At 48.0% G+C, this 23,501-nt stretch carries 19 protein-coding genes, 3 tRNA genes and 4 pseudogenes; 10 read left to right on the top strand and 16 right to left on the bottom strand.

Annotation, left to right across the window (positions count from 1 at the left end; all coding sequences use genetic code 11):
- The first annotated feature begins 51 nt into the window (after positions 1-51).
- Together JCM10914_RS01495 and JCM10914_RS01490 are read left to right on the top strand one after the other, a co-directional pair.
- Positions 52-390, top strand: a complete 339-nt coding sequence (locus JCM10914_RS01495) for a L,D-transpeptidase (protein WP_023956574.1) — start codon at positions 52-54, stop codon at positions 388-390.
- 104 nt (positions 391-494) lie between these two features.
- Positions 495-1,570, top strand: a pseudogene (locus JCM10914_RS01490) (AI-2E family transporter).
- Positions 1,571-1,626: 56 nt separating this feature from the next.
- Here JCM10914_RS01490 and JCM10914_RS01485 read toward each other — a convergent pair.
- The 3 genes from JCM10914_RS01485 to JCM10914_RS01475 all read right to left on the bottom strand — a co-directional run bounded on the left by JCM10914_RS01485 (position 1,627) and on the right by JCM10914_RS01475 (position 2,983).
- Entirely contained in the window at positions 1,627-2,025 is a 399-nt protein-coding gene (locus tag JCM10914_RS01485; protein ID WP_036716745.1) for a hypothetical protein, read from the bottom strand.
- A gap of 19 nt (positions 2,026-2,044) precedes the next feature.
- Positions 2,045-2,737 carry a uracil-DNA glycosylase gene (ung, locus tag JCM10914_RS01480; RefSeq protein ID WP_023956566.1) on the bottom strand — a complete coding sequence of 231 codons (693 nt, stop codon included), beginning with the start codon at positions 2,735-2,737 and terminating at the stop codon, positions 2,045-2,047.
- A 160-nt stretch (positions 2,738-2,897) separates the two neighbouring features.
- Positions 2,898-2,983, bottom strand: a tRNA-Leu gene (locus JCM10914_RS01475).
- Positions 2,984-3,373: 390 nt separating this feature from the next.
- Between JCM10914_RS01475 and JCM10914_RS01470 the strand changes: the two genes are divergently transcribed.
- From JCM10914_RS01470 to JCM10914_RS01460, 3 genes and pseudogenes are all read left to right on the top strand, one after another.
- Positions 3,374-4,138: a polysaccharide deacetylase family protein gene (locus JCM10914_RS01470; protein WP_023956564.1), complete on the top strand. Its 765-nt coding sequence runs from the start codon at positions 3,374-3,376 to the stop codon at positions 4,136-4,138.
- Between the two features lie 160 nt (positions 4,139-4,298).
- Positions 4,299-4,894: pseudogene (locus JCM10914_RS01465) on the top strand (TetR/AcrR family transcriptional regulator).
- 93 nt (positions 4,895-4,987) lie between these two features.
- Positions 4,988-6,193, top strand: a complete 1,206-nt coding sequence (locus JCM10914_RS01460) for a tetracycline resistance MFS efflux pump (protein ID WP_023956558.1) — start codon at positions 4,988-4,990, stop codon at positions 6,191-6,193.
- Positions 6,194-6,251: 58 nt separating this feature from the next.
- Here the strand turns inward: JCM10914_RS01460 and JCM10914_RS01455 are convergent, their stop codons facing one another.
- Positions 6,252-6,428, bottom strand: coding sequence for a hypothetical protein (locus tag JCM10914_RS01455; RefSeq protein WP_231638446.1), 177 nt, complete (start codon positions 6,426-6,428; stop codon positions 6,252-6,254).
- A 175-nt stretch (positions 6,429-6,603) separates the two neighbouring features.
- Here JCM10914_RS01455 and JCM10914_RS01450 point away from each other — a divergent pair, with 175 nt between their 5' ends.
- Positions 6,604-7,746: a PsbP-related protein gene (locus JCM10914_RS01450; protein ID WP_052019602.1), complete on the top strand. Its 1,143-nt coding sequence runs from the start codon at positions 6,604-6,606 to the stop codon at positions 7,744-7,746.
- A gap of 83 nt (positions 7,747-7,829) precedes the next feature.
- On the opposite strand, the gene JCM10914_RS01445 is transcribed toward JCM10914_RS01450, so the two are convergent.
- The gene (locus JCM10914_RS01445; RefSeq protein WP_023956553.1) at positions 7,830-8,564 is read right to left on the bottom strand and encodes a restriction endonuclease; all 735 of its coding nucleotides are present in this window, start codon (positions 8,562-8,564) and stop codon (positions 7,830-7,832) included.
- Between the two features lie 599 nt (positions 8,565-9,163).
- Between JCM10914_RS01445 and JCM10914_RS28725 the strand changes: the two genes are divergently transcribed.
- From JCM10914_RS28725 to JCM10914_RS01430, 4 genes are all read left to right on the top strand, one after another.
- Positions 9,164-9,355 (top strand): hypothetical protein, encoded by a 192-nt coding sequence (locus JCM10914_RS28725; protein ID WP_156332297.1) that lies wholly within the window; start codon positions 9,164-9,166, stop codon positions 9,353-9,355.
- A gap of 433 nt (positions 9,356-9,788) precedes the next feature.
- Positions 9,789-11,006 carry a sialidase family protein gene (locus JCM10914_RS01440; protein WP_023956551.1) on the top strand — a complete coding sequence of 406 codons (1,218 nt, stop codon included), beginning with the start codon at positions 9,789-9,791 and terminating at the stop codon, positions 11,004-11,006.
- A 303-nt stretch (positions 11,007-11,309) separates the two neighbouring features.
- On the top strand, positions 11,310-11,525 hold the full coding sequence (locus JCM10914_RS01435) for a hypothetical protein (protein WP_036716740.1): 216 nt from the start codon (positions 11,310-11,312) through the stop codon (positions 11,523-11,525).
- 133 nt (positions 11,526-11,658) lie between these two features.
- Positions 11,659-12,165, top strand: a complete 507-nt coding sequence (locus JCM10914_RS01430) for a GNAT family N-acetyltransferase (RefSeq protein WP_023956549.1) — start codon at positions 11,659-11,661, stop codon at positions 12,163-12,165.
- A 376-nt stretch (positions 12,166-12,541) separates the two neighbouring features.
- On the opposite strand, the gene JCM10914_RS01425 is transcribed toward JCM10914_RS01430, so the two are convergent.
- From JCM10914_RS01425 to JCM10914_RS01380, 11 genes and pseudogenes are all read right to left on the bottom strand, one after another.
- Positions 12,542-12,615 (bottom strand) — tRNA-Ile (locus JCM10914_RS01425).
- A 54-nt stretch (positions 12,616-12,669) separates the two neighbouring features.
- Positions 12,670-12,746: transfer RNA gene (locus JCM10914_RS01420), tRNA-Met, on the bottom strand.
- 82 nt (positions 12,747-12,828) lie between these two features.
- Positions 12,829-12,996 carry a hypothetical protein gene (locus JCM10914_RS28720; RefSeq protein ID WP_023956547.1) on the bottom strand — a complete coding sequence of 56 codons (168 nt, stop codon included), beginning with the start codon at positions 12,994-12,996 and terminating at the stop codon, positions 12,829-12,831.
- 135 nt (positions 12,997-13,131) lie between these two features.
- Positions 13,132-13,772 (bottom strand): annotated as a pseudogene (gene pyrE / locus JCM10914_RS01415) (orotate phosphoribosyltransferase).
- A complete protein-coding gene (pyrF, locus tag JCM10914_RS01410; RefSeq protein ID WP_023956541.1) occupies positions 13,769-14,506 on the bottom strand; it encodes an orotidine-5'-phosphate decarboxylase in 738 nt (245 codons plus the stop codon). The pseudogene pyrE and the gene pyrF overlap by 4 nt, the downstream one beginning before the upstream one ends.
- Before the next feature lie 22 nt (positions 14,507-14,528).
- Positions 14,529-17,733, bottom strand: a pseudogene (gene carB, locus JCM10914_RS01405) (carbamoyl-phosphate synthase large subunit).
- Between the two features lies 1 nt (position 17,734).
- Complete coding sequence (gene carA / locus JCM10914_RS01400) at positions 17,735-18,871, bottom strand: glutamine-hydrolyzing carbamoyl-phosphate synthase small subunit (protein ID WP_023956533.1); 1,137 nt, start codon at positions 18,869-18,871, stop codon at positions 17,735-17,737.
- Between the two features lie 68 nt (positions 18,872-18,939).
- Positions 18,940-20,241: a dihydroorotase gene (locus JCM10914_RS01395; RefSeq protein ID WP_023956531.1), complete on the bottom strand. Its 1,302-nt coding sequence runs from the start codon at positions 20,239-20,241 to the stop codon at positions 18,940-18,942.
- Positions 20,242-20,361: 120 nt separating this feature from the next.
- Positions 20,362-21,276 (bottom strand): aspartate carbamoyltransferase catalytic subunit, encoded by a 915-nt coding sequence (locus JCM10914_RS01390; RefSeq protein ID WP_023956529.1) that lies wholly within the window; start codon positions 21,274-21,276, stop codon positions 20,362-20,364.
- The gene (pyrR, locus tag JCM10914_RS01385; protein WP_023956527.1) at positions 21,273-21,836 is read right to left on the bottom strand and encodes a bifunctional pyr operon transcriptional regulator/uracil phosphoribosyltransferase PyrR; all 564 of its coding nucleotides are present in this window, start codon (positions 21,834-21,836) and stop codon (positions 21,273-21,275) included. The genes JCM10914_RS01390 and pyrR overlap by 4 nt, the downstream gene beginning before the upstream one ends.
- Before the next feature lie 292 nt (positions 21,837-22,128).
- On the bottom strand, positions 22,129-23,382 hold the full coding sequence (locus JCM10914_RS01380; protein WP_023956525.1) for an LL-diaminopimelate aminotransferase: 1,254 nt from the start codon (positions 23,380-23,382) through the stop codon (positions 22,129-22,131).
- Positions 23,383-23,501 lie beyond the last annotated feature (119 nt).

The raw sequence follows: 23,501 nt of genomic DNA, 5'->3' as shown, positions 1-23,501 counted from the left end.
ACCCCGCCTCTGCTCATAGCATGAATTGTAAGGAAGAGGAGGTAGATGTTTATGCCGAAATACCGTATTATCGTGGATTTGTCCGATTTCCAATTACACCTGCTGGATGGTGATGTTGTCGTTCATACTTATCCCATAGCTGTAGGGAAGCTTGCCACACAGACGCCGCCGGGCAATTATACGATCGTGAACAAGCAGCCGAATCCAGGTGGTCCCTTTGGCGCTTATTGGCTAGGTCTGTCCAAACCGCACTACGGTATACACGGAACGAACGATCCATCATCGATTGGCAGATCGGTCTCTCACGGCTGCATTCGGATGTTTAACGAGGACGTTATAGAGCTTGCATCACTGGTTCCTATTCACACCCAAGTTACGATTCGTTCATGATAACAGGAATTGGTGATTTCAACTCCCTCCAAAGTGGTTAAATACAACTGTTATACAAAGCAGTGTTTGACCGATCACTATTCGTTTCATTTGGAGGGATTGCCATGATGCAGAGCAAATATTTCAGGACGTGTTTAGGCATAATCGCCCTGCTCTTGATCATTTATTTAGGTTCCAAAGTCAGTTTCCTGTTTAACCCAATCGTCTCCATGGTCAAAATGCTGATTGTGCCTGTCGCGATGGCAGGATTCTTCTACTATTTGCTGCGCCCGATCGTGGATTACCTGGAGCGGCAGAAGATCAAGCGGGCCATCGGCGTACTGATGATCTATTTCGTGTTTGCGGGACTCATTGTGATATTCGGTATCGTCGTATGGCCCACCCTGAAGGAGCAGATCGAGAATTTTATTAAGAATGCTCCCTTCCTTGTTGAGGATCTGCAGGAGCAGATTAACCAACTGCAGCAGAATCCGTACTGGTCGCGTTTAATTCCGACAGAGACCGAGCTCTCATCATCTTTGGCGGATTACGTGAATCAGATTATCAGTTGGGTCACAAATTCCATCAACAATCTGATAGCCGTTGTGTCCAACGTGGTCATCATCATCGCCACCATTCCGATTATTCTATATTACATGCTTAAGGAAGGCAGCAAGCTTCCACCCCGTCTGCTTACTTTCTTGCCGCGTCAGTATAAGAAAGATGGGAAAGAAGCACTCAACGATATTGATAAAGCACTCAGTAACTTTATCGTAGGCAAGGTCATCCTGAATTTGCTGCTCTGTGTTCTGATGTACATCGGATTTTTGATTATCGGGTTACCTTACTCCTTGCTGCTCACGGTCATTTCCTTCTTCTTAAACTTCATTCCGTATATCGGTGCCATTGTCGCTACCATCCCGGTGGTGATCGTCGCTTCATCGAGTCTCCGTCGATCGCCATCTGGTCGGTCGTGATCATTATCGTGGCGCAGCAGGTTCAAGATAATATATTGACCCCTGTCATCTTCGGCAAGCAATTGGAGATTCACCCATTAACGGCCGTTATCGTTATTCTGCTCGGTGGGGATTTCTACGGACTGCTCGGGATTCTGCTGGCGATCCCGGCATACATGATCGTCAAGATTCTCGTGGTCAGAATATATGAGGTGTTCCTGGCGGAAAAAGTGGAGGAGGCCTAAATAGGAAAAGGATGTCCTGCCACGATCACGGCTGCAGGGCATCCTTTTGTTCAAGGTCACGATGAATGGCCGCGTAATGAGCGGACAATAAAATCATGTTGATCCTTACGTAATATCAATCCGTTGGACAATGTAACCGTTGCTTCATCATGCGATACAAGAACGGCCGAGGAAATAACCAGCTGATCGTCTCGCCAGATCATGACACTGGATCCAAAGTAGACCGCGTTATCGAACTGAATCGTATGATTCACAACATAACCGATCGGGTTTAACGACGGTTGCGTGGATTTCGGAATGATGGTAAGTATCGAGCGAAATGGAATAACAAGTTCTCCCGGTCCGAGGACCACCTTCTCCTGAATCGGATCCCATTCCTTTAATACACCTTCGATCGTAGTCTTAATTCCGTCTGTACGCTGAATGACAACATGACGACCAATCCAATGCTTCATGAAGGTCACCTCTCGCGGATTATTCATCTCCATCGTCCGGCATGCTCGATATTTCCCAATTCACCGGATCCAAACCCTTCTGCACTAAATAAGCATTTGAAGCTGAAAATGGACGACTTCCAAAAAAACCTTTACGCGCTGCAAACGGACTCGGATGGCTGGATTCCAACACCAGATGTCGATTACGGTCTATAAACAATCCCTTCTTCTGTGCATAAGTACCCCATAATATGAACACGATCGGCTGCTCCCGCTCATTCAGTTGGGCAATGATGGCGTCTGTAAATGTCTCCCAGCCTATTCCGGCGTGAGATCCCGGCTCCCCTTCCCGGACCGTAAGCACCGCATTGAGCAATAATACACCTTGACGAGCCCATAACTGCAAGGAACCATGATCGGGGCTCACCGCCCCTACATCAGATGCCAGCTCCTTGTATATGTTGCGCAGAGACGGAGGGACGGTAACTCCGGGACGCACCGAGAAACTGAGACCTTCCGCTTGTCCCTTCCCGTGATACGGATCTTGCCCGATGATGACAACCTTGACTGAATGGTAAGGCGTCTCCTCCATCGCTCGGAAAATCTGTGAATGAGGAGGATAAACCGTGCTCGACAAGTATTGCTGCTTCACTCGTTCCATCAGATCCTTGAAGTACGGCTGACTCATCTCATGTTCCATCACCGTATCCCAGTCATTATGAAAATTCCGCATGTCTACTCCCTCCTCGCCCAGGGTCAACAATCTATGTAAAGGAATATAAGTTCAGCGGATGAACCAACTATACTTACTCAGTAATATGTTTTTATAAAAATAAGCCGGCACCCAAGAACGGGTACCGGCTTACTTTGCATCATACCAGACGCTGTTATAATGCCGAGGACGGGGGTCGAACCCGTACGGTAGTCACCTACCGCAGGATTTTAAGTCCTGTGCGTCTGCCAATTCCGCCACCCCGGCATATTTACCCTCGTTATGGGCGATTAAAACGCTTCGCTTTATTCAAATCGCTGTATGGCAACTCGTGCCCATTCAGCGGAATTTGGCGCTGTCATAATTGCGTCTCTTAATGTTCTGGCGACAAAGTTGATATTACCATGCTTAACCATATGATGTCAATATATGAAACTCATATTTTTTCGCATCACCCGAATTTAGCCATGATAGCTTAATTATCAACCTTTAATAGTACCTTCTTTATTCATCTCATCGCACCTTTTGTTCAATTTTGCGATAAGATCTAAATCCACGTAAGAAGAATAATTTAACGGTAATCACCAAAAGCTAATGTAGCCTAAGCACTGCCGTATTCACAAAATAGATCAGCCTAAGAAAAGGAACTGGATTCCCATGAAAAAAAAGATAACGTTGATACTGCTTGCTGTCTTCATCTTCTTGTACGGAGGTACCGTAACGGAAGCGCGCAGTGTTCCATCCGCTACAAAAGGAAGGGATTACTATGAGGAACGCGGCGAGATTGTCTGGGAAGTACCGACACAGAGCAAGGTAATTGCCCTTACCTTTGACGATGGGCCCGATGCACATACCACCGTGCAAATTCTTGACCTGCTTAAACAATATGAAGCCAAGGCCACCTTCTTTGTCGTAGGGAACCGCGTAGAGAAGCACCCTGACATTGTCGCACGCGAGCTGAGTGAAGGACACGAGATCGGCAACCACTCGTATACACATCCTCCATTTCAGAACATTAACTCAAGCCGGCTTGTGAACGAATTAAACAAAACCCAGGACGCGATATTTCAGGCGACAGGGATCAGAACGGTGCTTTTTCGCCCTCCCGGCGGGAGCTATAATGAATCGATTGTCCGAACGAGCAAAGATATCGGGATGCTGACCGTGTTATGGTCCTGGCATCAGGACACGCTGGATTGGCGTAAACCCGGCGTGAACCGCATCGTCAAAAAAGTGCTGGACAATGCTCATAACGGGGACATCGTGCTCATGCATGATTTTGTGCCAACCAGCACCCAGACGGTTGAGGCACTCCGTGTCATTTTGCCGGAGCTGCAGAAGCGGGGCTATTCGTTCGTTACCGTATCCGAGCTGTTATCGTACCATGACAAATCGCATAAATTTATTGAGGTGAATCATTAAGCGAGCCTTTCCATTCTTAACCGCAGCCTGCCATCGGCTACGGTTATTTTTTTATCTTGAAAGTTTGAAATGGGTTTGATAAGATACAGAACGAACGTTCAGTTTATGTTTGAGCCGATAACAATATGAACCGATTCTGGAATGAAGGAGGGATTGCCTGATGAACAAGAAGCAGCAGCAAAGCGAGGATACTCGAAAGCGCATTGCGGATGCCGCCAAGCAGCTCTTCATGCAGAAAGGTTACAAATCCACCTCCATCGAGGAAATTGTTGAGGCCACCGGCAGCAGCAAAGGCAATATTTATTATCATTTTAAGAGCAAGGAAGGTCTGTTTCTATTTCTGATTGAAGAATGGGATTTAGAATGGGATCAAAGATGGGACGAACAGGGAAGGAACTATAAGAATTCGGTAGACAAGTTATATGCTTCGCCGAACAATTGGTATCTGTAGATCTCCACCACCCTTTCTCCAAAGCGCTTGATGAATTTCTGAACAATAATGAGGGCATGTCCGAAGAAGTTGAAGCCAGAATAACCAACATCATTCGCAACCGGCTGGAATTCAACCAGAGATTGCTGCAGCAAGGGATGGATCAAGGCGAATTTGAGAATCATAACGTTGAGCATCTGGCCATTATTCTGGAGAGTTTAATTGTCGGATTGAGCCAAATGTTACGGATGTCCAAGCTCGATGATGCATTGTCTCTGTACCAAACTGCGATACGCGTGCTCTTGAACGGTATTTCCACCAAGTAATTTTTATGGATTATAACAAACCGAACGTTCAGTATATAAAATATAGATTACACCATGTATCATGCAATCGTGTAACACTGGAGGAAAATAACCATGGCATTACTGCTGCGTAACAACGGAGCGATTCTGCTCCTTATGTTCAATATATTCTTAGTATTTACCGGGATCGGATTGGTCATTCCGATCATGCCGACCTACATGACCGAGCTGAATATCGACGGAAAGACCGTCGGTATGCTCGTCGCTGCCTTTTCATTAACCCAGCTGATATGCTCGCCCTTTGCCGGCAGACTATCCGACCGCATGGGTCGCAAGAAAATAATCATCGCTGGTATGATCGTATTTGCTCTATCTGAATGGCTGTTCGGGGCAGCGAATTCACCGGTCCTCTTATTCGCTGCAAGAATGTTGGGCGGAATCGGTGCTGCGCTTATTATGCCTGCTGTTATGGCTTATACCGCCGATGTCACGACGAATGAGGAAAGAGCAAGAGGTATGGGCTTCATTAATGCAGCCATCACGACCGGCTTCATTATCGGCCCCGGCATCGGGGGTTTCATCGCCGAATTCGGTATACGGGTGCCCTTCTATTCGGCAGCGATAGCTGGGGGAATTGCGGCCATTGTGACCTTGATCATGCTGCCGGAATCAACGGCTAAACAAGAAGCTCCGACCGTGCTTGGAACGAAGAAACAACAGAATCTGGTTACCCAATTGCTGCGCTCGTTCAGGGAACCTTATTTTCTAAGCCTGATCATCGTGTTCGTTCTTTCTTTCGGTCTGGCCAACTATGAGACCGTATTCGGCTTGTTCGTGGATCACAAGTTCGGTTTCACCCCTAAAGACATTGCCATGATTATCACCTTTGGCTCCATTGCGGGTGCGGTCATTCAAGCAACGATATTCGGCTGGATCTTGAACCGATTCGGTGAGAAGAGGGTCATCACGCTCAGCTTGCTGACGGCTGGCATATGTATCTTGTTAACCTTATTCGTCCATAAATATTGGCTGATCTTTCTGGTAACCTTTCTGGTCTTCCTCTCCATTGATATTCTTCGACCAGCCATTGGCACCCAATTGTCCAAGCTGGCCAAGGATCAACAAGGTTATGTAGCAGGTCTCAACTCTGCCTACACAAGCTTAGGTAATATCGCAGGACCGCTTGTGGCCGGTTATTTATTCGATATCAATATCAATTACCCTTATATCTCCGCTTCCGTCGTCCTCATCCTCTGTTTTGTATTGGCCATGCGTGCCGGCAGAGCTTGGGCCGCAACGGAAGCCGCATCCCGATCATAACCATACAAGCCGCTGCTACGATGCAGCGGGGGCTTGTCTTCAATCTATTCAGGATCGTTCAATATGTAATCAGGATCACCGCAGCTGCTAAAGCGACCAACGCAAACAACAATGACCATCCAAGCTCAAACCGTTTTTTTTCCTTGAAGGCCTTCGCCGCTTTCCTTGCCTCAAATACAAATACAATCACCAGAAACGCGACGAGCACCGGCAGTCCCCATGATTGGTTTAACACCCACTCTGACACCATAATCCCCCATTCTATGTACTCACTCTTATTAAAATTTACCCTATGTGACTGAGGAATTCAAATGAGAGTGGAACCATGAGTAAACATTGACGTATGTATGATTACTTACTCCCTTAGCAACTACTCCAGCCTATGGAGAATATAGAAAAGAGAATGTACAATGAAACATTTAAGAAACTCAATGATTGTCTTGCTGTCGCTAACGATGATGTTAGCTGGTTGCAGTTCACGAACAGAAGATAAGGCAGAGACGCCTGCTCCGCAACCTCCAGTAACAAAAGAATCTGCAGAAGTTGCAACCCCGGTGGTGAAAGAAGCCAAGGAGACAGCGACCAAGGTTTTTGAGAACGAGGAGTTCTCCTTTGCTTATCCCGCTACCTGGAAAGAAGTAAATGTTGATGTGCCTGTCATCCGAATTGCCTTGGTCGATTCCAATTCAACTGGGAGTTTTGCCGAAAATCTAAATGTTACATCTGAACCGTCCTCCGCTACACCAGCTGAAGCCGCAGAAGATACTTCAATTGCATTATCCACCGGACAAGGCGGTGAGGTCATTCAAGATTATCAGCAGCTTGATTACATAGACTACCCCGAGTACAATGCAGGACTACTGAGCGGAACATATACGCATGCCGATCAGAACACGAAGATTCTACTTGCACAATACTTCGTGTCTACAGGCGAAACACTCTATGCACTGAACATCTCCTACTCAGAAGATTCCTACAATCGCGGTGTAGAGCATCTGCAAGCCATCATCGATAGTTTCCAAATCAAGAATCCAGTAAACATAACGAATACAAATTCCGCTGAATCAAGCCCTTTTACAGAACAAAATTTGTTTGCCGAGATGATGAGTCACATTGTGACCGAGGTCGTTGGCGATGAATCGATCCATGAAAAAACGTACAACTATATCCTAGATCATTATGAACTATTCCCCGCCGTCAGCGAAGAAACTTATCTGGCGTCTAAACAAAAGGTCGATTCCAATGTAACTTCACGGCAGCTTCTCAAAAACCTAAATCCTTACCTCAACCAAATGATCGAAGTGAGCGGTGTTGTCATCGATATTACGGAAGAAGAGATTAGGCAGGGAATTATCGTTACTGAAATCCATATCGTTGATGATTATGACAACAGCTATGTTGGATTTTATGCAGGTGCGACAGGAGACATTTATGAGGAAGACTTCGTAACCATACGCGGTGTGCCAACATCGCTGTATTATTTCGATAATATTAGCGGAGGAACGACGATCTCCATCCTGTTGGGCGTGTCAACCATTGAAATTATAGAGTGAGATTGTACCAATGTAAAAAAGCGCGAGGCACAGGATTAAATCGTTCCTGTGCCTCGCGCTTTTACTGGAGGAGTAGTAATGGATTAGTCTTGACGATTACTCTTCTCAGTATAACGGCACTTGGGGAAGCTGCTGCAGCCGTAGAAGCTCCCACTTGGCCCATTTCTCAACAATAATGTGTGACCACATCTTGGGCATTCCCGCTTCTCTACGGCCGTTGCAGACTCCTCAGCCGCAGGGGGCTGCACGCTCCCGCGGTCTATCGAAAGAATCAGATCAATCAATCCCTCGCGATTGATTAACTTCACGCGATTCGACTTGGCCAGCTCATAAGCTGCATCCGTATAATCACTATTTGTAACAACCCACGCTTCAGCCGCCTTATAATGGGCAATCGATGCCTGTGCCTCCTGTACGGCTTGAATACCGACGTTCTTGGAGTATCGTTTGGCCTGCACAACCACTCTTCTTCCGGATTTCAGAAGCAGCAGATCCGCTCCGTAGTCACCAGCAGCCTTTGTCAGTTGGGTCTTGTACCCATGAGTCTGAAACAGGTGATTCAAATATCGCTCAAACTGGATACCTTCCATCTTATCGATCTCCGCAATGCCCGATCGTTTCAAACGCTGCGTTTGTTTGATTCCAATCATGCTGAGGATCGCTATATAGACGGCAACAGTGAGGCCGGTTACGATGATCGTCGTCTGAAACGACTTGGTGAGGCTGTATGTACCCAAAACAGAAGCAAACAACACCAAACCCAGAAGTCCTTGAGCAAACTTCTCTTGCTGTTTCGCTTTGCTTTTCCTTCTTGCCATCAAGTATGATCCTCCAACGTATTTTTCACTATTTTACTATATATCATTCGACAAATGGGACTTTTTTCCTGAGAAAAACCAAAAATTTAGTTTTCGGTAGTTTCCTTACTAAATAAAATGACGAGCCGTAATGATGGCTCGTCAAGTGATCGATATCTTATTCTGATAGCTCTCTATACTCTTTGAGATGATACCTGAGAATAAATATTCCAAGTATCAACGATAGAACAGGAACAATCATGGCCCAGTAATACCCTGTAACGGCAATCCATATGACACCAACCATGCAAACCAGCAAGTAAATGATATCCGATATGATTCGTCTTCTGATTAACCCACTTCTTGATAACTTGGTCATATGAGAAACCTCGCTTTCAACCTACGGTAAAAAAAGGAGTAGCTAATTAACATACAAACTTGTTGATTATTTTAACACTACTCCTTGTTCCTTTTCGATAAATACGGACCATATCCTCTTCCATACTACAGAAATGATATTGGATGATCTGATTTCTTGTAGCCCAATTTATTTAGGTCAAGTGTCACTATTCATTTGTATACATATTATGCACTATCTCATGACGAAAAGGAGAAGATCGATGAATCAACAAAACTATAGCATTCAGGGAACTCAGCAAAGGGAACCACAACCTTATCATCACGGCCATGAGCATGACCATCACCCACATTTACATCCATATAGCCACCCAGGCCATCATATGATCCATCATCATCACCATCACCATCACCACTATCACCACCACTACCAAATGAGAAGTGAAGAGGATTAATTTTAGAAAAAGATAACAATCAGGCGAGAAAGGTACGTCCCGGTCGTATGCCACATTCATGCAGCCGTGCGTGTCATTCTCGCCTTTTTCTAGGCTTACATCCTATCACGGTTGTGGTGTTCAAATAAGAGTCATATTAGATCTCTTTTTTCGCTGATCTCCGCGATTCAACTTATAACTCTGTCCATACCAATATAACCTGCGATACATACACATATATAAGAGATGGTAAAATTCATGGCAACCACAACTGGCATCATACGAACAAGGGGACTACTCCGGCAGACACGGTAATTACGGTATTCGGAACCGATTCGTCAGGAAACGTGATCCCTTATTAAAAAGTGCTGCAATCCGAACTTACTACCATAGCTCAGCTGAACCGGTAAAAAGTATAGTAGTGAATAATTTTCCATGAAAGGAGACCTAGAGTATGGTTAACATACAAATTTCACCGAGCACAAGCTCTCAATTTGAGCCAAACATCGCGGTAAACTGGCTTAACCCCTCGGTTATGGTCGCGGTGGCTGTCGATCTCAGACTAGGACCTCCGAATATCGGCTTATACAAATCGATCGATGCAGGCGCGACTTGGAGCACCACCATACTTCCAATACCGACCGGATTTGCCGGGATCGAGGCACCACATATTGATTATATTTTCCCCAATACGTTCGTAGTGCTGGCTCATGCTTTTGATTCAGACGGCCTTAGTGGATCGATCGTATCCTATACTTCTATCGACAATGCATCTTCGTTTGCGCCACCGGTCATCGTAAACCAAGGGTTCGGACAATTTGTAAATGACGACCAGGTAGTTGTTGTCACCGATAAAGCAGGATCAAGTCCTTTTTTTGGTAACGTATATACCGGTTATACACATGATTACAACACGCAATTCATACCGGGGAATACGATATTTTTTAACCGTTCCCTTGACAGCGGGAATACTTACGAAAGTCCTGTCCTGCTGTCTTCCGTTCAAGAATTTGAAGAATTCCCCGGCATAGCCATTACCTTAACTGGAATTGTGGTTGTAGGTTGGATCAACCAGCCCCCAGGTAATACCGAGCTTAATATTCGCACATCCCCAGATGGAGGGGTCACTTTCACCACTGAAACAATGGTTGACTCCGTCGTAATTCCTCCTGACCCCTTACCAGGGTATCAGTTCCGATGTCTTACGTACCCCTCCCTCGCAGCCGATATTTCCAATGCACCAACATCGCGAGGGAACGTCTACGCTGTGTGGCAAGATTTCCGGGAAGGATATTCAGATATCTTTATGGCAACTTCGACTAATTCCGGCATCGATTGGGGTACGCCCATTTCCATTACGGGCAGTCCAGTCGGTTCACAAAGCTTCTTCCCGGTCATTACCGTTTCTCCAGCGGACGGAGCGATATTCGTTACCTATTACACTAATCGGGTAAACCCCCTTAACATTGACGTTTTTCTTGCTACTTCTAGGGATGGGGGATTAACGTTTACGAATACTCGTATTACTACAACTTCCTTCGACGTTACTGGGTTACTTCTGATCGGAGATTATATCGGGAATGCAATTGTCCCCCAAACAGCCCGTCTAGTGAGCGTGTGGACAGACACGCGGACAGGAACTGAAAATATCTGGTTTGGCGATAACCAATAGAATCTTAGTAAGGATGCTAAACAGCGCGTAACATTAAAGGATGCCGATTATGAATCCGGCATCCTTATTGATTTTCCTTAAAAATTTACATCATCCCTCGCAAAGAATCCTATCAGCATTAACGTGTTCGCCATGTTCTCAGTGCCGTCAGATATCTTTTTGGCGCATAGTGCTGTCACTCAGTCCATGCAGGAAGAACAATGTCTCCATAGTTGTCTTGTTCGACTTATGCGGAACTATATAACCCTGGATGTAAGCAACCATGAGGTAAAATCAGTGTAAAGACGCCTAGGAAGGAACAAGATGATGGAAGAGATTCGTTTCACCACGTTTAACACATATGGAGAATTTTGTTTTTATGTTACCGAGAATCAAATACGAGAATTTTTAGATCATCATCAATTGATTATCAGTCTAGAATTTTTCAAAAATTTCTATACTCCCGAACAATCACGAGCGCTATTCGATTGGATTAAACATCGTAATCAAAATAAAGAAGGCCCTGCCAATAGCCGGTAGGGCCTCGTTCTATAAACAGATTGAGAATCAAAAAATAACCCCCTTGTTGAGTGGGGGTTGCTTCTTTTTGGACATCTAGATCCAATACGGTTTATAATTTCATAGAAAAGATTATAAAGGAGCAAAACTTATAATGAACGTTACAATAAATCCGGTACATACATCAGAAGATATTCACAAATTAGCCCAGTTGGCTGAGGGTATCTGGAATGAATATTTTATCGATATTATTACGCAGGAACAGATTGATTACATGATAGAGGAATTCCAATCGGAAAAAGCGATCAAACAGCAGTTGGGAACAGAGGGATTCGAGTATTTTTTCATTACTGTGGACGGTACACATGTTGGATATACAGGTGTTAAACAAGAAGAGAGAGCGTTATTTCTAAGTAAGCTTTACTTAGCTAACGAGTCACGAGGTAAGGGGATTGCAAGTGTGGCAATTCGTTATTTAGTAAACTTGTGCAATCAAAGAAACCTCTCCTCTATTTGGTTAACCGTCAATCGACATAATCATCATACAATTGCTGTTTATGAGAAAAAAGGCTTTAAAGTCATTCGTGAAGAAGTAAAGGATATCGGCAAAGGCTTTGTCATGGATGACTATATTATGGAGAAGCAAGTTCAGTTCCCCTGAATATTATTTCCTGTTCTCCATCCGCATAATGATAACTGCCATTTCTTCGCGCATAATAGCCGCACCTGGGCACTGATTATCAACATACCCTAGCTTTTCTAGCTGCCTCCGATGCGAACGCTGCCACGTTTGATAAGAGCGATTCCTGTTGGCCAAACCTTACAGCTCATAGATCATCACCTATTTTCATGCCTTGCTTAACAGCCTGATGACCAAAAACCGCAAATACTCCTGCAAGGATGCCCTGAACCTGTGGATATAATTAGGCAGTCGTTATCAAATGCATTAGCAAAGTGAAAATTCTACTTTATTTTCCTTCGTTTTTATCTTAATCAAACAGCGAAAAACCCTTGCAGCGCAAGGGTTTTTCAATAAGTGGGCCCTGAGGGACTCGAACCCCCGACCAATCGGTTATGAGCCGACCGCTCTAACCAACTGAGCTAAGGGCCCTGAACATACATGTACACTATTCATAAGGACGTGATACATACATCAGTTATAAATTGGTTGCGGGGGCAGGATTTGAACCTGCGACCTTCGGGTTATGAGCCCGACGAGCTACCGAACTGCTCCACCCCGCGGCAAAATTCATATAAACAGCGACAAGAATAAATATACACCACGATGATACTTCAAGTCAAGTGCTTTTTTACTGGAAAGTGATCAGGGCATAAATCGCACGCCATATCGTCCTTTTTTGGAACGATATACTTCCACCAGTTGCGGATCGTGATATCCGAACAACCACGCATCTTGCTCCAACCGTTTGGCAAAGCAGCCTGCCTGAAATTTGGTTGTGTACAGCTTCCCATAATAAACCCAGTTCATCATGAAGACGGCTCCTTATGTAAGATCTTCTGTTGCTGTCATATTATGTCCCGTCTTCCTCTAAAAAACACCTCTATATAAAAAAACAACCAGCCCCGACAAGTCTCGGGACTGGCTGGCAGCTCAACGATCATGGGATTATGCTCCGAACGATGCCGGATTCGCTCTCCACGACTGGAGCAGCGCTACGTCCGCTTCTTGAATCCGATTCTCCGACAACGCCACGTCAATCAGCGCGCCGTAATTGGACAAACTCTGCAGCGGAATATTCGCCTCAGCGAAAGCTTGTACCGCCTTATCCAACTGGTAGCTGAATATGGCCAGTACAGCCAAAGGCTCAGCGCCTGCATCCTTCACCGCTTGCGCAGCTTTCAGGGAGCTGCCTCCGGTGGAGATCAGATCTTCGATCACAACGACCTTTTGTCCGGGTTTAATGATGCCTTCGATCAGGTTTTCCTTGCCGTGGCCCTTGGCTTTGTCGCGAATATAAGACATTGGCAGATTCATCTTCTGCGCTACGAAGCTGCATGAGGGATGCCCGCCGTAGCAGTCCCGGCAATTGCCTCAGCTTCCGGATATTGCTCCTTAATAACAGCGGCAAATGATTCAGCGATATAATCACGAATCTCGGGATAGGACATCGTGAGACGATTATCACAATAGATCGGCGATTTGATACCGGACGTCCATGTAAATGGCTGGTGCGGCCGTAAGGATACGGCCTCAATCTGGAGCAAATAAGATGCGATCTGGTGTGGTATGTTCGCGAGTGTGGTCATGCTTGAATCATCTCCTCTATAATTTGTTCTGCAGCTTGTCTCGGATCGGGTGAAGCGGTGATCGGGCGACCGACAACGAGATAGTGACTACCTTTCGCAATCGCCTCTCCAGGCGTCAGCACTCGAGTCTGATCCCCTACATCCGCTCCAGCGGGTCTAATGCCCGGTATCACGGTCTTAAATTCCTGGCCGCATGCCTGTGCGATCGCCTTTACTTCCAGCGAAGAAGCCACAACTCCGTGCAGGCCGGCTTCCTTGGCAAGTGAAGCATAGCGGACAACGGTATCTTCTACCGTCCCGTTAATGCCAATCTCATTATTCATCGTCTTCTGACTGGTCGATGTTAATTGAGTAACTGCAATGATTGTGGGCATGACAAGGCCCGGGGTTTCCGCCAATGCGGCTTCTGCCCCGGCCAATGCAGCTTGCATCATCTGAACCCCGCCTGCGGCGTGGACATTGTACATGTCCACGCCAAGCCGGGTTACGCTGTGCGAGCCGCCCTTTACCGTATTCGGAATATCATGCATCTTAACATCGAGGAAGACAGAATAACCTTTGGCTTTCAGTTCTTTAATGAAGTCAGGACCAGCCGCATAGAAGAGTTGCATGCCTACCTTCATATAACATGGAATGCCTTCCAGCTGCTGAACGAGAGCTCGCGCTCGCTCCGCATCCGGATAATCGAGGGCCACCATCAGGCGGCCCGCCATTTCTGTATAGCTGGCGTTCATCTGTTTCCCCTCCTTTACGGTATTATACCGGCATCGCTTCTGATGAGAAATTGATCGTCTCCAGCATCGTGAGCAGCTCGCGTACCGTATCGAGTGAGGTCATACATACAACACCGTTCTCCACCGCTTCACGGCGAATACGGAATCCGTCACGCTGCGGCGTCTTGCCTTTGGTCAATGTATTAAAGACGAAGTTCGCTTCACCTGTTCGAATCATATCGAGGATATTAGGTGTCCCTTCGGATAGCTTATTGATCGTCGTTACATCAAGTCCGACTTCTTGGAGCGCGGCCGCCGTACCGCCCGTTGCTACAATCTTGTAACCGAGCTTATGGAAGCCTTTAAGCAGCGCTGCTGCTTCTTCTTTATCTTTATCCGCAATGGTGGCGATAATCGCACCCGTTGAAGGAATCTTCATCCCTGCGCCGATCAGACCTTTGTAAAGCGCTTGGCATACTTCACGTCGCGGCCCATAACTTCGCCTGTCGACTTCATCTCAGGCCCAAGCGTAGGCTCCACGCGGCGCAGCTTCGCGAAGGAGAAGACAGGGACTTTAACCGACACATGCTCGCTCTCAGGCCACATACCTTCCTCGTACCCGAGTTCCTTCAGCTTGCCGCCCATGATGGCTTGGGTTGCAAGGTTGGCCATCGGAATGCCCGTTACCTTGCTCAGGAACGGAACCGTCCGCGAAGAGCGCGGGTTCACTTCGATGACATACACTTCATTCTTATAGATAACGAACTGGATGTTCACAAGTCCGCGCGTGTTCAATTCTTTGGCAATCTTGATCGTAATCTCCGTAATTTTGTCCTTCAGGTCTTGCGACAAGTATTGCGGCGGATACACGGCAATCGAGTCACCGGAGTGGACGCCTGCACGCTCCACATGCTCCATGATGCCCGGAATCAGCACGGTCTCGCCGTCGCAGATCGCGTCAACTTCCACTTCCTTGCCAAGCATGTAGCGGTCGATCAATACCGGGTGGTCCGGATTAATCTTAACGGCCTCCGTCATATAGCTGAGCAGTTCACTGTCGGAATATACGATCTCCATCGCACGACCGCCAAGTACGTAAGATGGTCTTACGAGCACGGGGTAGCCCAGCGATTGCGCGGTTTCCACCGCGTCGTCAACCGACGTTACCGTCTTCCCTTTTGGCTGGGCAATATCGAGTCTGGACAGAAGCGCTTCGAATTTCTTGCGGTCTTCTGCTTCATCGATGCTCTCCAGCTTGTGCCGAGGATTTTGACGCCGGCTTTGCTCAGAGGCGCTGCCAGATTGATGGCGGTTTGTCCACCGAACTGGACGATAACGCCAACCGGCTTCTCCTGTTCGATGACATGCATGACATCCTCGAAGAACAGCGGCTCGAAGTACAAGCGGTCCGAGGTATTGAAGTCTGTTGAAACCGTCTCCGGGTTGTTGTTGATAATAACCGCTTCATAACCTGCCTTCTGTATGGCCCATACAGCATGAACCGTTGAATAATCGAATTCGATCCCTTGGCCGATCCGAATCGGTCCGGAGCCAAGAACGATGACCTTCTCTTTGGAAGACTCGATCACTTCGTTCTCTGTCTCGTAAGTAGAGTAGTAGTACGGTGTCGATGCTTCAAACTCGGCTGCGCATGTATCTACCATTTTGTATACCGGGCGCAAGGAATGTTCGTGACGAAGGAAGCGGATCGATTCCTCCGTCGTATGAGAGCTTGCTTTACCTTCGGTCCGAAGCTCCGCAATCGCGCGGTCCGTAAACCCAAGGCGCTTGGCTTCATACAATGTTTCGTAAGTCAGCGCTGCTTCCTGGCGAATATGATCTTCGTATTTGATCAAGCGTTCAATCTTATCCAGGAACCACCAGTCGATATTCGTCAGATCTTGAATCTGCTGCAGTCCATATCCGCGACGGAAAGCTTCTGCGATCAGGAACATGCGCTCATCGTCCGCTTTGATCAGACGCTGCTGCAGCACTTCGTCAGTCAGTTCGTCAGCACCTTTCAAGTACAAGCGATGCACGCCAATCTCGAGCGAGCGGACCGCTTTATGAATAGATTCCTCGAAGGTGCGTCCGATCGCCATGACTTCACCGGTAGCTTTCATCTGCGTTCCGAGTTTCCGGTTCGCGTGGATAAACTTATCGAACGGCCAACGAGGAATCTTGCTTACGATATAATCCAAGGTCGGCTCGAAACAAGCGTAGGTTTGGCCTGTCACCGGGTTCACGATTTCATCGAGTGTGTATCCCATAGCGATCTTCGCCGCCATCTTGGCAATCGGATAACCTGTTGCCTTGGATGCAAGCGCTGAAGAGCGGCTTACGCGCGGATTCACTTCGATGACATAGTATTGATAACTGTTCGGATCTAAGGCGAACTGTACGTTACATCCACCCTCAATGTTCAAGGCACGAATGATCTTCAATGATGCCGATCTCAGCATTTGATATTCGCGATCCGACAAGGTTTGGCTAGGTGCCACAACGATGCTGTCCCCGGTGTGAACGCCAACCGGATCAAAGTTCTCCATGTTACATACCACGATGCAGTTATCGTTCGCATCGCGCATAACCTCGTATTCGACTTCCTTCATGCCGGCAATGCTCTTCTCGACCAAGCACTGAGTGATTGGGCTGTAACGAAGTCCGGAGCTAACGGTCTCGCGCAATTCTTCCTCCGTTGCACAGATACCGCCGCCTGTACCTCCCAATGTATAAGCAGGGCGAACGATTAATGGATAGCCGATTTCATTGGCAAAGCTAAGAGCTTCCTCCAATGTTGTTACGATTGTGCTTTCCGGCACGGGTTGGTCCAGTTCGCGCATCAATTCACGGAATAAGTCGCGGTCTTCTGCTTTCTCGATCGATTCAAGCTGCGTTCCGAGCAGTTTCACGTTCTCTTGCTCGAGAATGCCGGCACGGGCAAGCTCAACCGCCATATTCAGACCGGTCTGGCCACCTAGCGTTGGCAGCAAACCGTCAGGTCTTTCTTGGCGAATAATCTGGGTGACAAACTCCAGTGTAATCGGTTCGATGTATACTTTGTCTGCCATGTTCGTGTCCGTCATGATCGTCGCAGGGTTACTGTTGATAAGTACGACTTCAATGCCTTCCTCTTTCAGAGCTTGGCACGCTTGAGTCCCGGCGTAATCGAATTCCGCTGCTTGACCGATGACGATCGGACCGGAGCCAATGACGAGAATTTTTTTGAGTGTATCGTTTTTAGGCATATTAGTTAGCTCCTTTCACGGCTGCGGCCAGAACCGCCTGGCGCGGTTTGCGAATTTCATTCTGCTTATGATCTCGAATCATCTCAAGGAACTGATCGAACAGATAGCTGCTGTCGTGCGGACCAGGTGCAGCTTCAGGGTGATATTGTACCGAGAAGGCCGGGAATTTCGAATGCTTCAAGCCTTCAATCGTTTTGTCATTATTGTTAATGTGGGTAACTTCAAGCTCCGTTCCTTTAACGGAATCTTCCTTCACGGTAAATCCGTGATTCTGGGAAGTGATGTAGCAGCGGCCGCTGGCGAGATCCTTAACCGGATGGTTACCGCCGCGATGTCCGAATTTCAGTTTCTCGGTGTCTGCTCCGGCAGCCAGAGCGAACAGTTGATGTCCAAGACAGATTCCGAAGATCGGGTACTCACCCAGAAGATTCTTTACCATCTCAACTGCGTACGGAACATCCTTCGGGTCCCCAGGGCCGTTGGACAACTGGATTCCATCCGGATGAAGTCTGCGGATCTCTTCAGCTGTCGTGTCATGCGGAACGACGATAACGTCGCAGCCGCGGGAAGTGAGCTCGCGCAGAATGCCGCTTTTGGCACCGAAATCTACGAGTACGATCCGCTCTTTTTGACCGGGGCTTGTGAACATTTGCGGTGTTGAGGTTCGCGCAACTTGATTGCGCAGCTCAGCGATCGTGGTATCACCCAGCATTTCCTTAAGTTCTTCTACCGGTTTGTTCGAAGTGGTCAGAATCCCTTTCATCGTACCGTAGTGGCGGATAATGCGCGTCAGCATACGTGTATCGATTTCACTGATCCCCGGAATGCCGTATTCCTTAAGCAAGCTATCCACGCTATACTCTGCGCGCCAGTTGCTCGGAACAGGCTCATGACGACGTACCACGAATCCGTGCACAAACGGGCGAATGGACTCGAAGTCATCCCGCGTAATGCCGTAGTTTCCAATCAGCGGGTATGTCATCGTCACGATCTGTCCGCAGTAGGACGGGTCGCTTAGCACCTCTTGATATCCTGTAATCCCCGTATTGAAAACAACCTCTCCGGTCATTTCAGCATCCGCGCCGAAGGATTTTCCGCTGAATAGCGTCCCGTCCTCCAGTAACAATCTTGCCTGCATTCCGATCACTCCTGTCATCTATGTGTAATTTATGATTCGTTTCTCTGTTTAAACATGCATCGGGTTTATTAGAACCCGTCAGCTTCCGACCATTTCAGGTCACCGTCGACCCAAGTCATCACCGGCCAGCCCTTCAACTTCCACCCCGTAAATGGTGTATTGCGTCCCTTCGTGGCGAACTCCGCAGGGTTCACTTCCTTCTCCGCTTCAAGGTCGATCATCGTCAAATCTGCAGCGGCACCGGCTTTCAGCACACCGGAATCCAGACCGAATACTCTTGCCGGGTCACTCGTCATGCGTTGTACCAAGGTAGCCAAGTCCCATTGTCCGGTCGCTACGAACTTGGTATACAGCAGTGGGAACGCCGTTTCGAATCCAACGATCCCGAACGGTGCCAGCTCCATTCCCTTCGCCTTCTCTTCCTCGCTATGCGGAGCATGGTCAGTGACGATCATATCCAGCGTTCCATCCAGCAGACCTTCGATGCAAGCCTCCACATCGCGCGGCGAGCGCAGCGGAGGATTCATCTTCCAATTCGCATCCAGCCCCGGAATGTCTTCGTCTGACAGCACCAGATGATGCGGACATACCTCCGCAGTAACCGATATGCCGATCGCCTTCGCCTGGCGGATTAAACGCACCGATTGCTCCGTGCTTACATGACATACGTGGTAGTGGACACCCGTAGCCTCCGTCAGCAAAATATCCCGGCCGACATGAATCGCTTCCGATTCGTTCGGTATCCCCTTCAATCCATGCCGCTCGGCAAACTTCCCTTCCGTTACGCAAGCGCCTTTCACCAGCGAGTCATCTTCACAGTGAGCGATAACCGGCATGCCAAGCGCTTTCGCTTTGTTCATGGCGTCCTTCATCATTTGCGCATTCTGCACACCGACGCCGTCATCCGTAAATCCGATCGCCCCTGCGGCCTTCAGCGCTTCAAAATCGGTCAACTCACGGCCAAGCTCATTCTTGGTAATCGCCGCATAAGGAAGCACTTTGGCAAGATTGGCTTCACTAGCTTTATTCAACACGACTTTCACCGTTTCCGGTGAGTCGGTAATCGGCCTTGTATTTGGCATGCATGCAATGGTGGTGAATCCGCCCTTGACTGCAGAGCGGCTGCCGCTCTCAATTGTTTCCTTGTGTTCGTAGCCAGGCTCTCTCAAATGCACATGCATATCGATGAATCCAGGTGTAACCAGCTTCCCTTCTGCATCGATGACGTGTACGTTATCCTTCGGTTCAGGCAAATGAGCGGCATTACTCTCAATCGCTTGGATCTGACCGTTCTGAATCACAATATGTCCGTCCTCGAGCTGTCCTTGTTCGTTGATCACTTTGGCATTCTTAATGACTTGCATTTGCATCTTGAATTCCCCTCCGAAAGCAGAAGCAATTGTCGCTGCTCTGTATATTGTATAATAAAAATTCACATTTGTGTATATTTATTAATCGTTTATTCATTTCCAATCATGAGCTACCGTTTCCTAACCCTTCATCGCCCGTTCCATAACTGCCATTCGAATCGGTACTCCATTCGCCATTTGCTTGAAAATCATCGATCTCGGACTTTCAACAACCTGGTCATCAATCTCGACATTTCGGTTCACCGGCGCCGGATGCATTATGATCGTATGCCCGGACAAGCCTGCCGCCCGTTCTTCCGTCAGACCATATTGCTCCCTGTACTCGGCGCTTGACTTAAACACCCCTTCATTATGACGCTCAAGCTGAACGCGCAGCATCATGACCACGTCAGCCTTCAATGCGGTCTCCATCGATACATAAGGGGCGTACTGTGCAAGCTCCGGCGCCTGCATCGATTCAGGTGCGCAGAGCTGCACGTGCGCGCCGAATTTTTGCAGCGCCCACAGATTCGATCGGGCCACCCGGCTATGCTTAATGTCGCCAATGATCGATACCGTCAAGCCTTTAAGCTCACCGAAGCTTTTCTTCATCGTGTACAAATCCAGCAACGCCTGCGTCGGATGTTCATTGTTGCCATCACCGGCGTTTACGAGCGGAATCGATACGCGTTCAGCCAACTCCTGCAGCACTCCCGAAGGCTTCAAGCGGATGACACCGGCATCGATCCCCATCGACTCCAGTGTTCGAACCGTATCATAGATGGACTCGCCTTTCTCTACACTGGAAGCCGCTGCCGCGAAGTTCATGACCTCGGCGCCGAGTCTCTTCTCCGCCATTTCGAAGGAAAATCTCGTCCGCGTGCTATTCTCAAAAAACATGTTGACGGCGAACTTGGATTGAAGCACCGGCACGACTTTGTCAGACTGTGCTTCCCAGTAAGCCGCGCGAGTAAGAATCGAGGTGATTTCATCTCTGCTGATATCCTTAAGCCCCAGGAGGCTTCGTTCCTTCAGTGAAATAGCTGTCGTCATCATGATCGTTCCTCTCTCTGGCTTATGGTCACTTCGTCCTTGCCGTCGCTTTCCAAAAGTGATACCGTAATCTCTTCATGCTTCGAAGTAGGAACGTTCTTGCCGATATAGTCGGGCCGGATTGGCAGTTCACGGTGCCCCCGGTCGGCCAGTACCGCCAGTTGAATCATTCGCGGCCGCCCACAATCCATCAAGGCGTCCATCGCTGCTCGAATTGTCCGTCCCGTGTATAACACGTCATCAAACAGTATGACCTTCTTGTCATGGATGTCCAACTGTCCAAGGCTCAGCTTAGCCTCTTCTGCCCGACTCTCCGCAGCACCCTTGCTGTCTCGATCATCGCGGTAAGACGTAACGTCAATCTCTCCCCACGGAATCGGTGTCCCCTCGATTTCATGCATGCGTTCGGCGATGCGCTGCGCGAGATAAACGCCTCGGGTCCTTATGCCGATCAACACGCAGTCCTCAATGCCCTTATTCTTTTCTAATATTTCATGGGCGATTCTCGTTAGTGCGCGGCGGATGGCCGTCTCGTCCATAATGACATGCTGCTCGATACTCACACGCGTTACCTCCTTGAACATTTGATTAGCCCTTATCCAGTTCCTGACGAATCCGCAGGTTCATCACAACCAAAAAACTCCTTGCCCAATGCGGGCAAGGAGTTGATCTCATAGAGATGTCGTGGAGTCAGCAGCATCTATCCGCAGACAGAGCTATGCCTCCTGTTAATGAACCTCGGTTCACGTTACCTTGCCAGCCTCACGGGACTGATTTAAAGGTGCTATTCGATTGATCTCATTATGACAGACCCTACAGGGGATGTCAACTGATATCGTGTCGAAAGTCGTCGTCTTAAAATTCGAATTCAACGTCACTCAGCCTGCTGCGAATTTCGGCGATGACACGTTTTTCTTCCTCTTCGCCGCTGGCAATAAACGTAACAGAGAAACGAACGAATGAGCCCGCATCATCCCAAGGCACTGTGGAAATCAGTTTTTCGCGAATCAGGAACTGGGAGAAGTCTTCGCCGGACTCGAAACGACGTCCGCCCTTAACGCCTTTTGGAGCTTCCACGTACAAGAAGAAGGAGCCCTTCGGCTTCTCTGCCGTAAATCCAAGTCCGTTCAGCATTTCGACAAGCATATTGTGACGGCGGGAATACTTCTCAGCAATCTTCTCGGTGATTTGCGGATTGTCCAGACCGTAAGCAGCCGCTTTCTGGATCGCGATGAATTGTCCGGAATCGTTATTATCCTTCACATCGCTGAATGCTTTGACAACAAGCGGATTACCCGCCACAAAGCCAATACGCCATCCCGTCATATTATACGACTTGGACAGGGAGTGCAGTTCTACGCCCACATCTTTCGCCCCTGGAACAGAGAGGAAGCTAAGCGGCTTCATGCCATCATAAGTCAGTGCCGCGTATGGCGCATCGTGAACGACAATCACATTGTTTTTGCGTGCCCATTCCACTACTTCAGTGAAAAACGCTACCGTTGCGCTTGCACCTGTTGGATTGTTCGGATAGTTCAAGTACAGCAACTTTGCACGTCGAGCAATATCATCTGGAATTGCGTTTAGATCTGGCAGGAAATCATTCTCTTTCTTCAGTTCGATATGATAGACCTCGCCGCCCAGGTATTTGGTATGAGTACCAAGCACAGGGTAACCAGGAACCGTCATGATCGTTACATCACCGGGATTAATGAAGCAGGAAGGCAGCATTGCCAACGCCGGCTTGGAGCCGATCGAGTGCACAACCTCCGTAGCGGCATCGATTCCTTCCACGCCAAAAACGTTGCGGAGGTAACGAACAGCTGCCTCCTTGAATTCCGGTATGCCATTATCGGCATAACCGCGGTTCTCAGGTTTGGAAGCTTCTTCGGCCAGCTTCGCCACGATGCCGGAATCCGCCATTTCGTCCGGCTCGCCGACTCCCATATCGATCAACTCTACATCAGGATGCTCTTGCTTTGCTGCAACCTTCGCTCTCTTGATTTTCTCGAATTTATAGATAGCCGTGTCTTTACCGTAGTTGGCACCGCCGATGCGATCGGCAAAGTTCTGCTGAATGTATGTCTCTTGATATTTCTCAATACTCATCGTTTGTATTCATCTCCTACTCTAGCATTCTTGGTCAACATTAAATATGCCGTATTATCGCGCGGGGAGCCATGCATTTTATATCAGATGATTTGTACTATTCGGGTTCGATCGTTATT

The organism is Paenibacillus sp. JCM 10914, assembly GCF_001315105.1.
GTDB lineage: Bacteria > Bacillota > Bacilli > Paenibacillales > Paenibacillaceae > Paenibacillus_AQ.
This window is presented reverse-complemented; position numbering and strand designations above follow the sequence as displayed.